We start from the raw sequence: 19,688 nt of genomic DNA, 5'->3' as shown, positions 1-19,688 counted from the left end.
GCTATCCACCATAGTCGTACAACCTATCATAAAATAAATGCGCGCATTATATGTGCAATCGATTACATCTATTTACAAAGTATTTTTCTTTTCTATACATGGTTTTATCAGAATGAAAAGAAAGGATTAAAACCATATCCTAAAGATATTTGAAAGTCAGCTATCCACCACCAGCGCTCCAATCAATTTCTTTCATTTTTTCGAGCAGCTTATAGGGATCCCAGTGATCCGTGACTTGGGTTTTTGAATAAGTGGTTTTCAAAACATTAGGAGTTGCATACTCTTCTGCTTCATTCGCAGATAATATACTTACCCATTCGACCCTTTCTTGGATCTGAGCTCCGGGGCCCGAGTTATTATATTCTACATATCGAGCAGTGGCTTCATTACTGGTGTTGCCCCAGTTATTCCATCCTTCCGGTTTAATACCACCTCCAAGTTCAGAGTTCAGATAAGCAACAGCGGCATAGGGTCTCCAGGGACGCCCAAGGTCGGTCTCCACGCCAGGCTCTGAGGTTATGCTGCAATTCCTGAAAACAAAACCAAAATCTACATAAGACTCTGTTGAGGCAGCCGTGATAGAAGTTCCACCATAGGAGTGGATCTCACAGTTTTCAAACACCGCCGTGGCCGGACCAAAAATAAAATCAACAGTTCCTTCTATATACGAATCTTGTACAAAGATCCGGACGCGATCTCCATAAAATGTATCCTGCCTACCTAAGAAGCGACAATTTTTGAAAATTGATTGATCGCTGTCTACATATATTGCCAATGCCGGGCCATATTCTGTGCCCGCGCTATTCTCAAATGTTATATTAACAGCAACAAAGCCATCGCCATGGATGAAGGTACTGGCTGATCCGCTGGTGCCATACTCCTCTCCTGTCTCGGGATCAATTTTATCGGCTGCATTATCGTACTTTAGGATGATCTCCTCCGCCTTTTCTCCTACCAGCGTTATATTCTTTTTTTCTTCCGGTATAGTCAGCAATTCTTTATATACCCCCTTTTTTATAAGAATAGATGTCCGATCATCCAGATAGGAAGGAACGGCATCAATTGCTTGCTGTACGGATTGAAAATCACCATCCCCATTTTTATCCACCACATACTTGAACTCGATCGGCTGGGGCTCTTCCCCTTTATCGGACGATATATCATTACCTGAGCAGGCAGTACCAACTATAAAGACAATAACCGGCAGGACTAAGCTGCTAAATTTTATTCCTCGCATAATCTACTTCTACTGATTCTGTTCTGTTACAATTGGTGTAACCAGGCTATTAATATATACCTCAACATTATCATAGGCCGTACTCAGATCTCTCCCATTGGCATTGGCTTTTTCTGGATCCAAGCCATTATCAATTTCCCATTCATCGGACATTCCATCCTGGTCGGTATCAACGGACGGATCTTCACTTTCTAACTCGGGCCATCCGCCTACATCAGCCTGAGAATCGATGATTCCATTGGTACTACCATTTGATCCTTCGGCAGTGTATGTTCGGTTACGAATGTCACTTATGATGCGTGTATCCACGGCATCCCGAACTAAAGAAGCTCCGGAAAAACCCAACACTCGATCATAGGCCTCAAGAGCCGTATGGGTTGTTACATTGCCATCAATTGGATGAGGCTCTGCCATTCTCATTGCTTCTTTTTCTTGCTCCGATAGGTCTCCATACTTTGAGTGAAATTGATTATATACTCCATAAGTCCAGTTCTCGTCGGTGGCTCTTTCACTGCCTTCCATATAATTCCCACTAATATGAAATTTACCCCAGGTGTCATAGATAGCGGTACTTTCATCTAAATTTTTATCGATAGCAATGATCCGTTCTTCTTTGGTGGTGGCGGGCCCTGGTTTATAATAACTGTTTACGATGTTCACATTCATGGCCTCACCACCATAGGTACTATTCCCATCCCAGTTATAGATTACGTTATTGCGAAGGTCAACCAAATCGGTTAAGGCAAAGGCCTTTCCGGCCTCTTCGCCCAATCGGGGATTTCGGCTGTCATGGTGCGCCAAAAGGTTATGGTGAAAGGAGGCATTTCTCCCTCCCCATATGCCGCCGTAGCCATGGGCTCCCTTCTCGTGGACCGACTTCCGTAAACTTTCTGCAATTATAGACCACTGCACGGTTGTATTTTCATTAGCGTAAAAGGTGACTGTTTCATCCGTAGCCCAGCTCATCGAACAATGGTCAACGATGATATTTTTGTGGAAACGTCCTTCCAGAGCATCGCCCTGATGTCCGGCCTCATCCCCCATCCGGAACCGCAGAAAACGTAGAATCACGTTATCTGCATTTATACGCATCGAATAATTCTTCAGGGTAATACCTCCGCCCGGCGCTGTTTGCCCGGCAATCGTTACATCTCCAATATCGATATCAAGATTAGATTCTAACGCAATGGTCCCTGAGACTTTAAAAAGTATAATCCGTGGACCAAATGTTTCTATAGCCGCCCGTAGGCTCCCTTCTCCTGAATCATTCAAATTAGTTACATATAGGACCTTTCCACCACGCCCTCCTGTGGCATCTTGTCCGAATCCTTCGGCTCCGGGAAAGGCTTTCGCTTCCTCTTTGGTGGGTTCTTCTCCTTCGGGATCGGGCTCGGACCCCACGTTACCACTACAGTTTACCACACTAAAAAGTAGTGCTACACAAAATAGTGACACAAACGGCTTAATTTTTTTCATATCTCTGACCCTAATTTTATTGGAATTGCAAATAAAAAATAGCAGCAGACGGGCCGTCAAAACCACACCTGCTGCATGTATTTATAATCCAAGTCGCCATCGGGGATCACCGGCATCGCTCTTACCTGCAAAGCCAGAATCGTTAATATTAAAATCTCCATCGATATAGGGAGACACCCACAGGTCCTGACCGGTCCCTCCATAGACAAAATTGGGAAATCCGGGAATCTCATCTCCAGAGAACGAGAATTGGGATGTGGTGTAGGTATTTACGATATCGAAGTTGGTTGACTCCATTCCGTCAACGCCGCTAACACTGACATCCTCCTCTCCATCCATATTCCACCCATGTCCCCATATGGTATTGTGGATTTTGACGCCGTTGAGTACGTTGTTATTCCCTTCATCTCCTCTCCATCGAAACATCTGCCGTCCCTTTTCAGGAGCTTCGTTGATCGTAGAAGATTCGATGGTAATAGAATTGGTATTAGATCGACTTACCAGAAAATATTGCGTTCTCGATATGGTAGAATTTTCTATCGTTATATCCCCAACGCTCCAATCGGGCGTATCTACGGTCAACAACGCATAGCCATTTATACTATCCACCACACTATTGCTAATAGTATATTTATCGATTGTACCTGCCCCTCCTTTCATCCTGAGCATGCCCCGAAGTGAACGAATATTGGATGATTGAAATTTAACCTCTCCTATGGAGCCGCTATTGTTGATGTTGAATACATAGTTTGAATCAAAACTGCCCGTTAACGTAACGTCTCTGAAGACTACAGAATCTACAGCACTACCATCATTTATGTTAAAATTTGAGCTACAGTCTATTATTGCCCCACCCGGCTCAAAACCATAGCCACTTCTGATGGTTACCGATTTATCAAAACTGTATCCTCCCGTGGTATACGTTTTGCCACTTTCGAGCAACACTACACTATTGTTGGCAATAGTCGGCAGGGTTTCAGCCAAAATAGACGGATCATCAATTCCTCTTAGATCTACAACGTTATCTCCTAATGGCAAAGCCTCCTTGGTTTTATATTCGGCCCATCCCCGGAGTTCACCATCGCTGTATATCGCAATTTGATACGAGGTCGAAGGGTCTAATCCATGTACTATTTTTTGCTCCTTATTTTGATCTTCAGGTGTAACCTCTTCTTCTATTATAGGTGTGGTTAATTTTTCATCATTCCCGGCAAATACTTTGATTCCAGTTACCAATGCACCTCCCCTTGTCCATTTGATGCGAGCGGCGACATCCGTAACGTCAAAACTTTCCGGGAGCTCCATGATAGATGGAAACCGCTGGGTTCGTACGGCTCCCAAATCCGAAACCTTGCTATCAAATTCGGAATCTTCGGCATGGGCTGTTGCCCGTACTTGATAAATAGTATTCCAAAGGAGGCTGTCAATTTCTACATAATTGGTATCCGTATCTAATTCGAGCTCGATGGTCTGGAAAGTATCCCTGCTTACTTCCAATGTATAGGAAGCAGCATCCTTCATATCTCCCATATCCACAATAATGCTGTTGTCTTCCGCAAATAATTGCTCATTTAAAACGGGCCGAAAAAGCCGGGTTTCTTGTGATACAGGATTATCCTTTTTACAGGCGTAAAAGAACATTATGCCTGTAACCAGTACAAATAAGACTCTGTTTATTGTTCCTCTTCTAAATTTCATATCACTAATATTTTACTTTAAAAATTGTAGCCGTCGTTTTTCAGCACTCCCTTGCTGTTATCAATAGCTAAACTTGGAATTGGGAAAACATACCGTACAGGTTCATTATAGTTTGCCCAGTCCCGGGTTATCCATTCGGTATAGTTACTGGGTTGATCTTCATCCACTAACCCAATGAGCCATCCCTCTCTTTCCCAGGTATCATCGGGGGGAGAAACGACTTTTTCATCCCTGTTGTAAATCATCAAGTCACCATTTTCGTCATGCTTTACATACACATAGTCAGGCAAATCCCCTGTGCCATAGAAGGCATCATCAGCCATCTTTTTCAGGCCTTCAACGGTTTCATTTATCTTCTCATCATAGAGGTTCCACCGTATCAGATCATACTTTCGGGTCATCTCTCCCCCAAACTCCCACGCTCGCTCATCGACTATGGCATTGAAAAATGATTGCTTACTTGCCGATACTTCCCCAACATACTGGTCCACTTTCGAAGCCCATTCCTCTTCCGGAAATGCCCGCCGACGAACGCGTTTTAGTGCTTCTTGCGCATCTACTGTTGGACCATTGAGCTCGTTTTCGGCTTCAGCATGCATAAGAAGCACATCAGAGTATCTCATCATGGGCCAGTTGATACCCGTTCCTTTAGCCGTTGATGGACCTGGTGGATTTTCCAGAAAATGCCGACTCCACTTGCCTTGCGAAATGCCTCCTACATTGACCAGTTCTTGTTCAAAATCCTCGTTGATGAAGTACCACGAACAGGTTACATCCCGCCGCTTATCTTGTTCATCAAATGAATAGTAATAGGTTGGGGGGATGTTCATGTAGTTACCACCCGACCCATAGGGATGATTTCCCTTATCCACACGGATGCCGATATTCCATCCCACATCGCCTTCGCCCACAGGAAAGGGAACCTCAAAAAGAATATCGCTGTTTACTGGAGAAATAAACTTGTTCTGGTTCATAAAGACCTGCCGATAATCCCGAGGCAAAGGACGATCTTTTAACCTGATAAGCTTTTTAGTGTACTGATTGGCTATTTCATAATACTCCAGGTAATCGTCCGTTCGGTCCATAGTCATATCCGGTGTTAGGAACCATCCGCCGCGCTGTAACGAAAGGCGTGCTATCATTCCCATGGCATATTCTCTGTTGACTTGCTCAATACCAGATTGTACCTGGTCAGCCCACATCATGTCTTCTTCGATATTGATCAGGTCTTCGATGACTGAAGAAAGAATCACGTTCCTGTCTTCTTTTGGCAGATTAAAGTCAACGCCTGCTTTAGGAGCTTCGGTCATAAAAGGGACATCGCCAAAATAATAGATAAGCATGCTGTACCAATAGGCGCGTAATGTATAGGCCTCGCCCAGCAGGTGATTCATCTTTCTTGCCACAAGTTCATCGGAAGAGTTAAGAGCTGCACTCTGTGAAATTCCCTCAATCGCAATATTGGCGTCACGAATAGCCTTGTAGGCTATTTCCCATACGTAACGCAGATCACCATTATTAGGTTGAGCATCCAGCCGCCATATCTGGTATCGAGCGCCATCACTGGATCCACCGTTGTGTTCAATATCCGTGTTCCCTGTCATATTATTAGACAGCCTTGACCTAAATCCATCGTGATTGAATTGAACATAGATGGAGTTCACGGCTTTTCTTGCATCCTCTACATTCGAGAAAACATAATTGTCGTCAAAGGTAGAGAGCGATTCGGGTTGCAAAAAGCTATCGCAACCGGCAACCAAAAATATTGCTATAATCCAGACAAAGTGTTTCATCTTTACATTCATGAGATTCATTGGTTGTTAGATTAAAAAGTGACGTTCAGTCCGACGGTAAGAGATCGGCTACGCGGGTAAGAAGAATAATCTACCCCGGGAGTTAGGGCCGTATACGTACTACTTCTGGTGGTACTCACTTCCGGATCGAAACCAGAATAGTTCGTCCATAAGGCGAGATTATAGCCCGTGACATACACCCGGCAGTTACTAAGACTTACCTTAGAGGTCCAGCTTGTGGGTAAGGTATAACCCAGCGTCAATTTATTGAGCCTGATGAATGATCCATCTTCAACTGCCCAATCATGAAAGACGGTAGTTGCCTGGCCGAAAGAATTATTACCGCTCCATATTTTTTTATCTTTATTCATTTCCGCCAACTGGTCGAGGTCGGTTACCACTTCCCCGGGCGTCCCGGTATAGGAACCGTCAACATCGATATAAGTGAACCGATTATCCCAACTCATGGTACTCAGCATATTGCCGTACCTTGTACGATAGAATTGATTGAAATCTATTTTCCCGGTGTTGTAGACATCATTTCCGTACGACCAGTTAAAGAATACGGAGGCATCAAATCCTTTGTAGTTTAAATCAAATCCAAAACCTCCCTGCGCTTCCGGGATGGCATTTCCGATTACTTTTCTATCCTGGCTGTTAATTTGCCCATCACCATTTAAATCCTTCAGTTTCATATAGCCGGGCCGCAAGCTATTTACTCCCAGTGTTTGACTATTATCAGGGACCCCATCTTTCAAGATATATTCGCCGGTGGATTCATTGTAGCCTGCAAAATCATCGACCGAATACATTCCTTCATTTACGTACCCGTACATTAATCCAATGGACCGTCCTACCTTTAAGTAAAAGTCATTTCGATCCTTTAAGTCGGTGCTGGACCAATTCGATTGGTAGAATCTTTCTTCAGTGCCATCCAGCTCAACAATTTCCGGACGATTGATGGCAAAGTTAAAGTTTCCCCTGAGAGTAAAATTCTGCTTATTAATTATATAAGCATTCAGCCCCAGCTCTATTCCCTTGTTTGCCGTACTTCCTATATTGTTCCACTGCGTTGAAAACCCTGATACAGGGGATATAGCAGATTTCAGCAACAGATCTTTAGTTGTGTTATGATACAGATCAAGGCTCCCGTTTATCTTTGAATCCAAGAATCCAAAATCGAGACCTATGTTCTTCTGGATGGTAGATTCCCAGATAAGGTTGGGGTTATAAAGCGTGTTCCCAGAAGGCGAGTAGTAAGCGTTATAATCGTTGGTTCCCATTCCAGGGCCATTGTATGTACTGGGCGAAAACAAAAACTGGGAGGCCGTAGCAGAAATCCGATCATTGCCGGTGATGCCATAGCTGAGCCTCAGTTTCAACCGATCAAGAAACTCCAGCTCTTCCAAAAACGACTCGTTAGATAACTTCCACCCCAAGGCTACGGCGGGGAAAAATCCTAATCGGTTTGATTCCTTAAATTTACTGGAGGCATCAGCCCTTAGCGTAGCCGTCAACAGGTACCTGTCATCATACTGATAATTACTGCCTGTGAACAAGGAAAATCGGTTTCGATTTGTAGACCGTGAGGTTGATTGATCTACCAGGTTTCCAAGAGCCATATTCGCAAATAATTCGTCAGGAAGCATCGATTCCCTGAAGTCTTCAACCCGAACGTAATTACCTTTCCCACCGGTAGAGTATATCTCCTGACCGACTAAAATATCCAAGTCGTGTTTATCAAAGTTGTTAAACACATATTTAATTGTATTTAGCCAACGGTAGGATTGACCTTGCGATTCATTTTTGGTGCCCAACGGCAAACTATTCCCTTCCTGCCTGGACTCTCCTGTGAGCGGCCCATAAAACCGCAGGTTTTCTTCAAAAGATTTTTTGGTGGTGAAGGTTGATTTAACAATCATATTGTCCATTGGATCCCAGGTCAACCCCGCATTAAATACATAGGAGTTTTCGGTTCTTTTTCTCCAATCTTGTTCTGCAAGGTCCCGGGGATTAATCATGTTTAACAAAAATGATTGGTACTCATCATCGTTATTTACATTTGTTAAATCGATATCCAGTTCATCGGCGATACCATTGACCGGCCGCCGGGTAATAGCATCCTTAATACGAATTTGAGAACTTCCCGAAGTACCAGAGCCATCAATCCGGGTGTTGGTTATTCTGGTTGATACATCCATTTGCAGAGAGTTGGCCAACCTTTGGTTTAGTTTGAAATTGATTGTTGACCGCCGATAACCGGATCCTACTAAAAGGCCATCTTCATCATTATGAGACAGGCTTAGAACCATTTTTGTGTATTCTGTGCCTCCATTGATGCTCAGATTGTGATATTGAGATAGCTGAGGATCGCCGAAAAGCTCTTCCTGCCAATTGGTACCCGGCTTGGCTTTGTATAACTCCAGGTCATCATATTTTCCGTAATACTTTTCAAAATTTCTTAAGTCGGCCTCAGACCTCAGTTTAGCCTGTTCATAATTGGCCATCACATACCCATAAGGAGATAAGACATCATATTTCCTGTCAGAGGGAAGCTTATTGTATTGCACATAATTATTGTAGGATACATTTATTTTACCCTCCTGTGGCTTTTTTGTGTTAATGACAATAACACCGTTTGAAGCCTGAGCACCGTAAAGAGCGGTCGCTGCGGCATCCTTTAATACATCAATACTGACAATATCAGAAGGCGGGATATCCCGGATGCTTCCAACAATAAAACCATCGACCACATAGAGTGGAGAATTGTCCTGCGTTATAGAACCACCACCCCGAATCGTTATAACACTTTCAGCACCGGGCGCACCATCTGTTGATAAGACGTTTACGCCGGGCAGACGACCATTAATGGCCTCTGAAACATTAGACACAGGGATCTCCTTCAAATCCTGACCACTAACCGACGCAACCGACCCCGTTAAATCGGCCCGATTTACGGTTCCATAGCCATAATCAACCACCACTACTTCTTCTCCGGCAATAGCTTCCGGCTGTAGCTGGACATCCAGTTCACTACGCCCCTGTAATGCAACCTCCTTCGTCTTATATCCGATAAACGAAAATACCAAGGTTTCTTGCAGAGAAGGAACCTCCAACTCAAAAGTTCCACTCCCACCTGTTGAAGTACCTGAGCTTGTTCCCTTGATTGCGATGTTGACTCCGGGAAGCAAATCTCCCGTCTCAGCATCTGTAACTTTACCAGAAATGACTTCTGCAATATTAGTCTTGATCGTTTTTTTCTTAATTACAATTTGCCCGGAAGGTGAAGCCAAAATATCCAAACCTGTGGCTTGAAACATCTTCTCAAAAGCCCGAATCACAGAAATGTTATCTGCAACCAACGTCACTTTCTTATTGGGCAATTCTCGTTGATTATATGACAGTCGTACCCCCACCCGGTTGGCCAACTCATTTATAGCCTGAACCAGCGGCACTTCTTCCAAAGAAATACTGATGACTTTTTCGTACATCGATGCAGAATTCTCGTTTGCTGCATACCATTCAAGAGGAACAAAGTTTTTGTTAGCTTGAGAACTTTGCTGAGCCAACACTCCTTGCATAGACAACAGTATCCACAACACTGCCAGCAAAAGCGGGCCTGTTTTTCGATATTTGGTGAGTTGTTTATTCATAGTTATTCTCTGGTTTAGATTGAACTTATTCGTAGATGGTATACGAGCCATCCGACATTTTTTTGAATTTGATATTTAAGGAAAGAGCAATGGCCTCGAGCACCTCATCCATAGATTGAGTATCGGTAAAAGAACCCGTAAACCTTTGCTTGCTAAGTGTATCCCCAGGTTCAGACGCAATACTTATTTCAATATCATACCACCGCTCCAGCACCCTTTTTACCTGAGCAAACGGATCATTATTAAAGACCAACTGCCCTTTGGTCCAGCCTATATAACTGTTTATATCACCTACTTTTGTTACCGAAGCATTCCCTTCTGGTGATAGATACCCCTGATATCCGCGTGTAATCACTTGGGCATTGCCAGCATCATTTATACTCCGAACAGCTTGTAGCGCCACTTTACCTTCTGCTACTGTAACTTCCACTCTACTATCTGTTGGATAAGCTTTCACATCGAATCGTGTTCCAAGAACTTTCGTTAAAGACCGATCCGTATTAACCAGGAAAGGACGCGTTGAATCAGTAGCCACATCAAAAAAGGCTTGTCCCTCGAGTTGGAGGGTACGTGCCGAATCTGAGAAAACTTTAGGTGCTATGATTTTGCTCCCGGCATTCAAAGTAACTTTCGTGCCATCGCTGAGACGAAAATGAATGCGCTGACCATGTTTAGCAACAATCTCTTTCATAGGCGGAGCCTCAGTAACGGACGCCTTCTGAGACGGATAACTGTATAACACTATTAAACAGACTAACGCTGCGGCCGCCGCTACCAATGCCCAGCTAAGGACACCCGATTTTCTATCCTCAGCAACCTTGACTTCCTTTTGGGGAGACCCGGATGTAGGTATACGGCTTTTATCTGTTTCACCTTCCTCCGCAGGATCCTGAAAATCTTTTCCATAGCGAAATTCATAGCGCAGCCAGGCTGAATCTACATCCCAATCCTCTTTCTCTTCAGCAGATGCTTGCCATACTCCTTCCAAAAAAGAAATAACATTCTTATTCTCTGAACTGGAGCTAGCCCATTCCTCAACTTCCTTTTGCTCCTCATGGGAACTATCCCCGCGTATGTACCGCAGAAGTTTATTCCAGTTGATTTCTTTGGAATTCATTTGGATGTTTTTTCGGTTGATCTTTAAGTGCTCTACTCTCTATACCGAAAAAACTAGAACTACCCCTACAAGTTTTTTTTACTTTTTTTGAAAAATGATGGAAGGGTCGAACTTTTCTTGATCTATCGAACTATACCGATGGGCTCATAATACGCTAACTGTCAGCATCAGAGACTTTTTACTATACCTATCCGTTCAAATGCTTATTTTTCAGCCAGATGGGTAAACAAGTACCCCCTCTTTCAATATTTTTTAGGAAGTCTTCATTATGTAGAAACGTTTTCTGAGGAGATAAAATGAGCAAGTCGGTGACGGAGATGCTTTAACGACCGGCTCATTTGTGTTTCTACCGTTTTAACAGAAATTTCTAAGACCTCAGCAATTTCTCTATACGTCAAATCATCCTCTCTGCTCATTAGGAAAACAGCTCTTCGGCGTTTTGGCAACTCCCTTATAGCAGACTGAATAGCCTCTTCAAACTCTTTCCCATTTATTTGCTCCTCTGGATTCGCTTCTCTGCTTTCAAGGAATGACAAATCATCGAATGTGGTCTGCAACTGTCCTTTACGCCGGTTTAAAAACTTGAACGACTGATTTCGAACTGCCGTATATAAATAGGCCCTTAGCTTACCGTTCGCTTTAAGGTTATTTCTATTTTTCCAGATATTATGAAAAACATTATGGACCAGGTCCTCAGCGATAGCTTTGGATTTTACATAACGAAATACAAATTGACTCAAGCGAGGATAGTAAAACTGATATAACGCCTTAAAACTATCCCGCTTGCCCTTTTGTATCTCCTTAACCCATCGGGTTTCCCGTTTTATACGATCTTTGTCAACAGACGATTTCATTATCTTGTCTAAATCCCTTTGAAAATAAATAAAAGAAAACACGCAATTGAACAATCGATTGCACATCAAATAAAAGAATAGACCTAAGTATTGCAAATATTTTTATTTATTTGCGTTAACTATAAAAATATTTTTAATTACTAATAGTTTGATCACGTTGACTAATACCGCAATAATCACCTTTGACAAACTTAAAAGACCTTTTTATGCGGTATCGACACTTGACATTATTCTACTACGATATTAGCAGAAACTATTTTGCCAGAGTGCAATCGATTACATTAATTATTCGTTACATAACTTGACAACAAATGCTTAAGCCGTATAGAAAAGACATTGTATTGACCTTTCGAAACCAGTTGAAACTGACAGGTTATTTTGTAAAAAGTGTTATTTGCAATAGTTTTGCCGTTATTAAATTTCTTGACTGCCAGTAATGAATACTTTATATCCTAACTTGTCCAAGTTCTTTAGCACAGCTGTTGATAGCATTGATATTCAACAAATACTCTGCTGATACCCAAAATCCATAGCATTTTTAGATCTTATATAAATCGATGAAAAATAAAAAAACCACCATCCATGATATTGCTGAAGAGCTTGATATTACGGCTTCCACAGTATCAAGAGCACTCAAAGATCACCCCCGAATTAGTGATGCAACGAAAGAACTTGTTGTAAAAACAGCAGACAAACTCGACTATCAACCAAACCATATTGCAGCAGCTCTCCGGAAAGGAAAGAGTAATATTATTGGAGTGATTATTCCGATGGCAGACCGAAACTTTTTTGCCTCAATTATTCGTGGTGTGGAGGAGGTTGTAAACCAAGCTGGATATCGCGTTATCATCAGCCAGTCTAACGACTCTCCGGAAAAAGAGAAAGCGAATATAAAAGCTCTCTTGGAATCTCAGGTGGATGGCATTTTAGCTTCATATGCTAAAGAGACAACAGAATTCAGTCATTACGAAGAAATTGTCAACCAAAATGTTCCTCTCATTCTTTTCGACCGGCTCCATGAAACGCTCGAGTCGCTTAAAGTCAGCTCTGTGGTCATCAATGATTACCTCGGAGCCTATAAGGCTACGGAACACCTAATAGAGCAAGGCTATAAAAGAATTGCGCATTTTTCTGGCCAACAACATATCAGCATTTATAAAGAGCGACGCCGAGGCTATGAAGAAGCGCTAAAAAGACATAACATTCCTATTGACGAAAGCTTAATTGTAGAAAGCAATCTAAAGTTAGAAGCCGGAAGAGAGCTGGGTAAAGAAGTACTCTCATGGGATAAATTACCTGATGCTATTTTTTCGGCAAGTGATTATGGGGCGGTAGGCGCCATGGAGGTCCTTAAAAACAATGGCATACGCATACCGGAAGATATTGGCATTGTTGGTTTTTTAAATGAATCATTTACTTCCTTCGTGGAACCAGCTCTTACGACCATCGACCAGCATGGCGAAAAGATGGGCCAGATATCTGCACAGAAATTCCTGGATCACATGGATGGCGAAAAAAATAATTACGCCCCCAGCAAGACGGTTTTAAATCCTGAGCTTATTGTTCGAAAATCATCCCTCAAGGAAAAAAAGTAGCTGTCGTCCTTTAACTGCCCTAAATAGGCTTGGAAGTCACAAGTTTATCGATCCCTCCAGGCTTTTTTCTCCCTCCTTTTTGCAATCCCCGTAATAATCTTGCAATCTCTATAAAAAAAACATAATCTCCAGCCCTTAGGAATAAAGCAGGGATATGAACTATATAGTGAAAGAAAATATTTTCCGGTTGAATTAATTATTTATAATCCCTTAATTGCGCAATCGATTGCACATACAAAAATAATTCATATGAGCTCCTTTTTATCCAAAAACTTTTTACTAGAATCGAAAGCTGCTGAAAAACTTTATCACGAATACGCAGCATCTTGCCCAATTATCGATTATCACTGCCACCTTCCCCCTGACGAAATTGCCACTGATAAAAATTTTGATAACCTCACAAATATTTGGTTGGATGGGGACCATTATAAATGGAGAGCGATGCGCACGCTCGGCATCGACGAGAAATACATTACCGGTGATGCTCCCGATAAAGAAAAATTCATGAAATGGGCAGAAACGGTCCCATATACGGTTCGTAATCCGCTCTATCACTGGACCCACATGGAGCTTCAGAGCTATTTTGATGTGGATGAATTACTGGATGCTGATACCGGTGAACAAATTTACGATGAATGTACCGCATTACTGCAAAAACCCTCTTTTAGCACGCAAAGCCTGATAGAGAAAAATAATGTCAAAACAATTTGTACAACGGATGATCCGGTAGATTCTCTGGAGCATCATAAGAAAATAAAAGAAGATCCTTTCGGCACCAAAGTAATACCTGCTTTTCGCCCCGATAAGGCCTATTCGTTTGATGATGTTCAGGGATATAATACCTATTTGGACAAGCTCGAAGAGGTCAGCGATATTTCCATCAACAACCTTGAGGACTTGTTAAGTGCACTGGAAGCGCGTATAGACTATTTTCATACCCAAGGGTGCCGCCTGGCAGATCATGGCGTTGAAAAAATTTACTATGCTGAAGCTACTACAGAAGAATTGAGTAATGCTTTTGACCAGGTTCGGGGCGGTGATAACCTCAGTAAGAGCCAGGCTTACAGCTTGTCCTATTATATAATGCTCGAGCTCGGTAAAATGTATGAAAGCAGAAACTGGGTACAGCAATACCATCTTGGTGCCTTACGCAATACCAATGATCGTATGATGCGCCAATTGGGTCCCGACACCGGCTTTGATTCGATTGGAGACTTTTCTCAGAGCCAGACGCTTGCAAAATTTTTAAATGAACTTGATTCAACCGACCAGCTGGCTAAAACCATCCTTTATAATTTGAATCCCAGTGACAATGAAGTTATGGCCTCAATGATCGGCAACTTCAACGATGGGTCAACCAAAGGAAAAATGCAATTTGGGTCAGCCTGGTGGTTCCTGGATCAAAAAGATGGTATGGAAAAGCAGATTAACGCGCTGTCTAACTTAGGGCTGTTGAGTTGCTTTGTCGGAATGCTTACGGACTCGCGTAGCTTCCTGTCCTACCCACGCCATGACTACTTTCGCCGTATCTTATGTAATCTTATCGGTGAAGACGTCGATAAAGGACTATTGCCCAATGATATTGAATGGCTGGGTAAAATTGTCTCAGATATTTGCTACAACAACGCAGAAGAATATTTCAACTTCTAATCAATTCAAAAACAACTTACTATCATGCAAAAAGCAATAACGTTTGGAGAAATTATGCTGCGGCTGTCTCCACCAGGCAAACTGCGGTTTTCACAAGCCAGCTCTTTTGATGTCATCTATGGGGGCGGAGAATCTAATGTGGCTGTATCATTGGCCAACTACGGCGTTCCCGTGGATTTTGTAACCCGCCTGCCCGACAATGACCTGGGCCACTGCGCGATGATGGAAATGCGCAAGCGAGGCGTTGGTACTGATAATATTGCCTGGGGCGGTGAACGACTTGGCATTTATTTCCTGGAGACCGGAGCCGTCAGCCGCGGAAGTAAAGTTGTATATGATCGGGCTCATTCTGCTATCTCTACCATTGAGAAAGGCACTATCGACTGGGAGAAAGTCTTTGACGATGCGGGTTGGTTCCACTGGACCGGCATCACTCCTGCGCTTTCTCAAGGAGCCGCCGATGTCTGTTTAGAAGCGATCCAAGCAGCGAACGAGCTCGGGGTAACAGTTTCTACGGATCTAAACTACCGCGCCAAATTGTGGAATTATGGCAAAGAACCTGGCGAGGTAATGCCCGAACTTGTGGAAGGGTGTGATGTGATTCTGGGTAACGAGGAAGATGCTGAAAAACATTTTGGAATACACCCCGATACGGTGGACGTCACCCAAGGCGATTCAGTGGAAGCGGAAGCCTATCGAGCTACTTGCGAGGCCCTCATGGAGCGATTCCCGCGTGCCCAAAAAGTGATTACAACCCTCCGGGGATCCATAAGTGCTTCACATAACAGCTGGTCTGGCGTTCTTTACAATGGAGACGAGTTTTTAGAGGCGCCTACCTACCAAATTACGCATATTGTAGATCGTGTAGGTGGTGGAGACTCCTTCATGGGCGGACTCATCTACGGACTAATGACCTACGAGAGTGACCAACAGGCGCTTGAATTTGCCGTGGCTGCCTCCTGTCTGAAACATACCATCTATGGAGATGCCAATCTGTCGACAGTGGCTGAGGTTGAAAAACTCATGGAAGGCGACGCCTCTGGACGCGTCTCTCGATAACCGTAATTTTCTAAAGACTGACGCAATATTATGGCACGATTTTCACGTATAGAGGTAGCCAGTGTTATGGCCGAAACCGGCCTTGTTCCGCTGTTTTACCATCAGGATGTTGAAGTTGCTAAAGAAGTTCTAACCGCCTGTTATCAAGGTGGAGCCCGGTTGCTGGAGTTTACCAACCGGGGCGACTTTGCACACGAAGTATTTGGTGAGCTTAACAAGTTTGCCGCCCGTGAACTCCCGAAGATGATCCTGGGAGTTGGATCCGTGGTTGATGGGGCCACTGCCGCTCAGTACATGCAGTTGGGAGCTAACTTTGTGGTTACTCCCATGCTAAAAGAAGATGTAGCCCGGACCTGCAACCGCCGAAAGGTGATGTGGGCAGCCGGTTGCGGGACATTGACCGAAATTAACCGGGCAGAAGAGCTCGGGGCCGAAATTGTCAAAGCTTTCCCCGGCAGCCAGCTGGGCCCCGGCTTTGTGAAGGCCGTTACCGGTCCGTGCCCGTGGACATCCATTATGCCAACCGGCGGAGTAACCGCTGAGGAGGACAACCTGCGAGGCTGGTTCGAAGCCGGCGCTACCTGCGTGGGAATGGGCTCAAAGCTGGTGACCAAACAGTTCTTGAAAGACCGCGACTACGACGGACTGCAAGACCATGTTCAGGATACACTCCAGCTTATTAAAGAAATAAAAGAGGATAACTGACGATGACTTTTCGGAAATATTTCTCGATAGCAATCCTCAGTTTTCTCATCCTTTTTATTGGTAGTTGTGAACAAGATACCAATGTCAAGACTCTTCGCCTTGGTCATGGACTGGATATTACGCATCCTGTCCATAAGGCGATGGAATTTATGGCTGAAAAGGTCAAAGAGCGATCAAAGGGAAAGCTTGAAATCAAAATCTATCCCAGCCAGCAACTTGGTTCAGAGAGAGAGCTCTTGGAGCTCCTCCAAATTGGTAGTTTGGATATCACCAAAGTATCAGCTGCTGTATTAGAAAATTTCGCTCCCAAAATCAGGGTCTTTAGTCTTCCCTACCTATTCCGAGACGATCAACATAAATTTGAAGTCTTTGATAGCCAAATAGGTAAAAATCTACTCCAGGAGCCTGAACAATTCTGGTTACGAGGGTTAACGTATTACGATGCTGGTTTTCGAAGCTTTTACACAAAATCCAAACCCATTGAAACGCCTGAAGACCTTCAGGGACTTAAGGTACGGGTTCAGGAAAGTGCGATGGCTATTTCACTGGTAAACAATTTAGGCGGCTCTCCTACCCCAATTTCCTGGGGCGAGCTCTACTCAGCACTTCAACAGGGCATTGTGGATGGGGCTGAAAATAATCCCCCTTCTTTTCATACCTCCCGGCACTATGAAGTTTGTAAATTTTACAGTTTGAATGAGCATACCGCCGTTCCGGATATTCTTTTAATTGGAACCAAGACATGGGATAAGCTTAGCGAACAAGAGCAACAGTGGCTGCAAGAGGCAGCCGATGAATCGGCGATCCATCAGCGTGAATTGTGGGCTGATGCTGAAAAAGAAGCACTGGAAGTTGTAAAAGAAGCAGGAGTAGAAATAAATCGACCAGACAAAGAGCCTTTCATGGAAATGACGCAACCGATTTATGACCAGATACAGGAAAGTAATCCTGAATTATACGATTTAGCTGAACGTATCCGTCAAGTTCAACCATAGGTATTAGGTATAATGTTATGAAAAAGAACATCAATAAGTTCGTAGGATCCTTCCTGTCATTGTTGATGGGGATCATGCTGGTGTGTGTACTCTGGCAGGTTTTTACCCGCTATGTTATGGGAGAAGCAAGCACCTTTACCGAAGAGCTGGCCCGTTTTTTACTTATTTGGATTGGGATGCTGGGAGCTGCCTACATCTCCGGGGAGAATGGGCACCTCGCCATTGATTTGCTTCCTCGAAAGTTAGAGGGAGAAAACAAACGCAAATTACAGATCGGTATTAACCTGATTATCATTCTTTTTGTGATTGTGGCCCTTATTATTGGCGGAGGGCAGCTCGTATATATCAGTTATATTCTTAATCAAACCTCTGCGGCCCTTCAAATTCCGCTGGCTTATGTCTATCTCATCCTGCCTGTCAGTGGGTTACTCATCTGCTATTATAAAGTTTTAGACTTTATTCAGCTGCAACAGCAGCCTGTTGATTCTGATTCAACGTCACCGGTTAAAGAAAATATTTAGATTTAGGGATTATGGAAGTCTTTGATGTTTTAGTGTTGGTATTTAGTTTTCTGAGTTTATTAGCGATCGGAGTTCCCATTGCCTGGAGTATTGGAGCTTCAAGCCTGGTAACGATGATGCTAAGTATTGAGTCGCTATCAGCTTTTACAACGATGGCACAGCGAATTGGTACCAGCCTTGACAGCTTTACTCTGCTGGCCATTCCGTTCTTTGTTCTGGCAGGCCAGATAATGAACAGTGGCGGCATTGCACCCAGGCTTATTAAATTCGCCAAAAATCTCATGGGCTCACTGCCCGGTGGACTGGCTCATGTAAATGTTGTGGCTGCCATGTTGTTTGGAGCAGTAGCTGGCTCAGCTATGGCCGCGGCTACGGCTGTGGGAAGTATTTTAGGCCCTCGTATGGAAGAAGAGGGCTACTCCAAAGAATTTGGGGCTGCCGTTAATATCACCTCAGCTACAACCGGACTCCTTATCCCCCCTTCAAATATCCTCATTATCTATTCCCTGGCAAGTGGTGGTGTATCCATCGCTGCTCTGTTCCTTGCGGGCTATATACCGGGTATTATTACCGGACTCCTCCTGATGGGCGTCTCTGCAATTTGGGCCAAAAAGAAAAACTATCCAACGGGTGAACGAGTGCCCTTTAAAGAGTTAACCCGCAGCTTTATCGATGCCATCCCCTCTTTACTTTTATTGATTATTGTGATTGGAGGTATCGTCATTGGAATTTTTACCGCTACCGAGGCCTCAGCTATTGCTGTACTCTACACCTTAATTCTCGGCTTTTATTATAAAGAGTTATCTGCAAAGCAGCTGCCTGGAATTTTTGAAAATGCCGTTAAGACTACTGCTGTTGTACTCCTCCTGATCGGAACCTCAATTGGTATGTCTTGGGTGATGTCGTTCGAAAATATTCCACAGTCCGTAAGTGCCGCTCTGCTGGGACTTAGTGACAATCCGATCATCATCTTATTGATGATTAATTTTATTCTTTTGTTTGTCGGTACCTTCATGGATATGACCCCGGCGGTGCTTATTTTCACGCCTATATTCCTGCCTATCGTCACCGAGATGGGCATGGATCCCATCCACTTTGGCATTATTATGATTCTTAATCTATGTATCGGGCTATGTACTCCGCCAGTGGGATCGGTCCTCTTTGTGGGCGCAAGTGTTGCTAAAACGACCATTGCTAAACTGGTCAAACCATTGTTGCCGCTGTTTCTGGCTATGGTTGTGGCCCTGCTGCTGGTTACCTTTTTCCCACAACTTAGCCTTTGGCTGCCAAACTTCTTTGGCTTTTAAACACACGATTTTATCTAATTTATAAATA

14 protein-coding genes are annotated in these 19,688 nt (G+C 43.6%); 7 read left to right on the top strand and 7 right to left on the bottom strand.

Annotated features, from left to right (window positions below; all coding sequences use genetic code 11):
* Window positions 1–160: 160 nt before the first annotated feature.
* From J6I44_RS06905 to J6I44_RS06875, 7 genes are all read right to left on the bottom strand, one after another.
* Window positions 161–1,237, bottom strand: coding sequence for a pectinesterase family protein (locus J6I44_RS06905; RefSeq protein ID WP_265765302.1), 1,077 nt, complete (start codon window positions 1,235–1,237; stop codon window positions 161–163).
* Window positions 1,238–1,246: 9 nt separating this feature from the next.
* Window positions 1,247–2,713 (bottom strand): pectate lyase family protein, encoded by a 1,467-nt coding sequence (locus J6I44_RS06900; RefSeq protein ID WP_265765301.1) that lies wholly within the window; start codon window positions 2,711–2,713, stop codon window positions 1,247–1,249.
* A gap of 81 nt (window positions 2,714–2,794) precedes the next feature.
* Window positions 2,795–4,411: a DUF4957 domain-containing protein gene (locus J6I44_RS06895; RefSeq protein WP_265765300.1), complete on the bottom strand. Its 1,617-nt coding sequence runs from the start codon at window positions 4,409–4,411 to the stop codon at window positions 2,795–2,797.
* A 17-nt stretch (window positions 4,412–4,428) separates the two neighbouring features.
* Window positions 4,429–6,216 carry a RagB/SusD family nutrient uptake outer membrane protein gene (locus J6I44_RS06890; RefSeq protein ID WP_265765299.1) on the bottom strand — a complete coding sequence of 596 codons (1,788 nt, stop codon included), beginning with the start codon at window positions 6,214–6,216 and terminating at the stop codon, window positions 4,429–4,431.
* A 20-nt stretch (window positions 6,217–6,236) separates the two neighbouring features.
* Window positions 6,237–9,857: a SusC/RagA family TonB-linked outer membrane protein gene (locus J6I44_RS06885; RefSeq protein WP_265765298.1), complete on the bottom strand. Its 3,621-nt coding sequence runs from the start codon at window positions 9,855–9,857 to the stop codon at window positions 6,237–6,239.
* Window positions 9,858–9,882: 25 nt separating this feature from the next.
* Entirely contained in the window at window positions 9,883–10,974 is a 1,092-nt protein-coding gene (locus J6I44_RS06880) for a FecR family protein (RefSeq protein ID WP_265765297.1), read from the bottom strand.
* 266 nt (window positions 10,975–11,240) lie between these two features.
* Window positions 11,241–11,828: an RNA polymerase sigma-70 factor gene (locus J6I44_RS06875; RefSeq protein WP_265765296.1), complete on the bottom strand. Its 588-nt coding sequence runs from the start codon at window positions 11,826–11,828 to the stop codon at window positions 11,241–11,243.
* A 557-nt stretch (window positions 11,829–12,385) separates the two neighbouring features.
* Between J6I44_RS06875 and J6I44_RS06870 the strand changes: the two genes are divergently transcribed.
* The 7 genes from J6I44_RS06870 (at window position 12,386) to J6I44_RS06840 (ending at window position 19,660) form a co-directional block, all read left to right on the top strand.
* Complete coding sequence (locus J6I44_RS06870; RefSeq protein ID WP_265765295.1) at window positions 12,386–13,423, top strand: LacI family DNA-binding transcriptional regulator; 1,038 nt, start codon at window positions 12,386–12,388, stop codon at window positions 13,421–13,423.
* Between the two features lie 249 nt (window positions 13,424–13,672).
* Window positions 13,673–15,073 (top strand): glucuronate isomerase, encoded by a 1,401-nt coding sequence (gene uxaC, locus J6I44_RS06865; protein WP_265765294.1) that lies wholly within the window; start codon window positions 13,673–13,675, stop codon window positions 15,071–15,073.
* A 24-nt stretch (window positions 15,074–15,097) separates the two neighbouring features.
* On the top strand, window positions 15,098–16,132 hold the full coding sequence (locus J6I44_RS06860) for a sugar kinase (RefSeq protein WP_265765293.1): 1,035 nt from the start codon (window positions 15,098–15,100) through the stop codon (window positions 16,130–16,132).
* Between the two features lie 30 nt (window positions 16,133–16,162).
* The gene (locus tag J6I44_RS06855; RefSeq protein ID WP_265765292.1) at window positions 16,163–16,837 is read left to right on the top strand and encodes a bifunctional 4-hydroxy-2-oxoglutarate aldolase/2-dehydro-3-deoxy-phosphogluconate aldolase; all 675 of its coding nucleotides are present in this window, start codon (window positions 16,163–16,165) and stop codon (window positions 16,835–16,837) included.
* A 2-nt stretch (window positions 16,838–16,839) separates the two neighbouring features.
* Window positions 16,840–17,832, top strand: coding sequence for a TRAP transporter substrate-binding protein (locus J6I44_RS06850; RefSeq protein ID WP_265765291.1), 993 nt, complete (start codon window positions 16,840–16,842; stop codon window positions 17,830–17,832).
* A gap of 17 nt (window positions 17,833–17,849) precedes the next feature.
* Window positions 17,850–18,353: a TRAP transporter small permease gene (locus J6I44_RS06845; protein ID WP_265765290.1), complete on the top strand. Its 504-nt coding sequence runs from the start codon at window positions 17,850–17,852 to the stop codon at window positions 18,351–18,353.
* 11 nt (window positions 18,354–18,364) lie between these two features.
* A complete protein-coding gene (locus tag J6I44_RS06840; protein ID WP_265765289.1) occupies window positions 18,365–19,660 on the top strand; it encodes a TRAP transporter large permease in 1,296 nt (431 codons plus the stop codon).
* Window positions 19,661–19,688: the final 28 nt, after the last annotated feature.

It is taken from the genome of Fodinibius salsisoli (assembly GCF_026229185.1).
Lineage (GTDB): Bacteria > Bacteroidota > Rhodothermia > Balneolales > Balneolaceae > Fodinibius > Fodinibius salsisoli.
The sequence above is the reverse complement of the archived record's forward strand: the minus strand, read 5'-3'. Positions and strand labels throughout refer to the sequence as shown.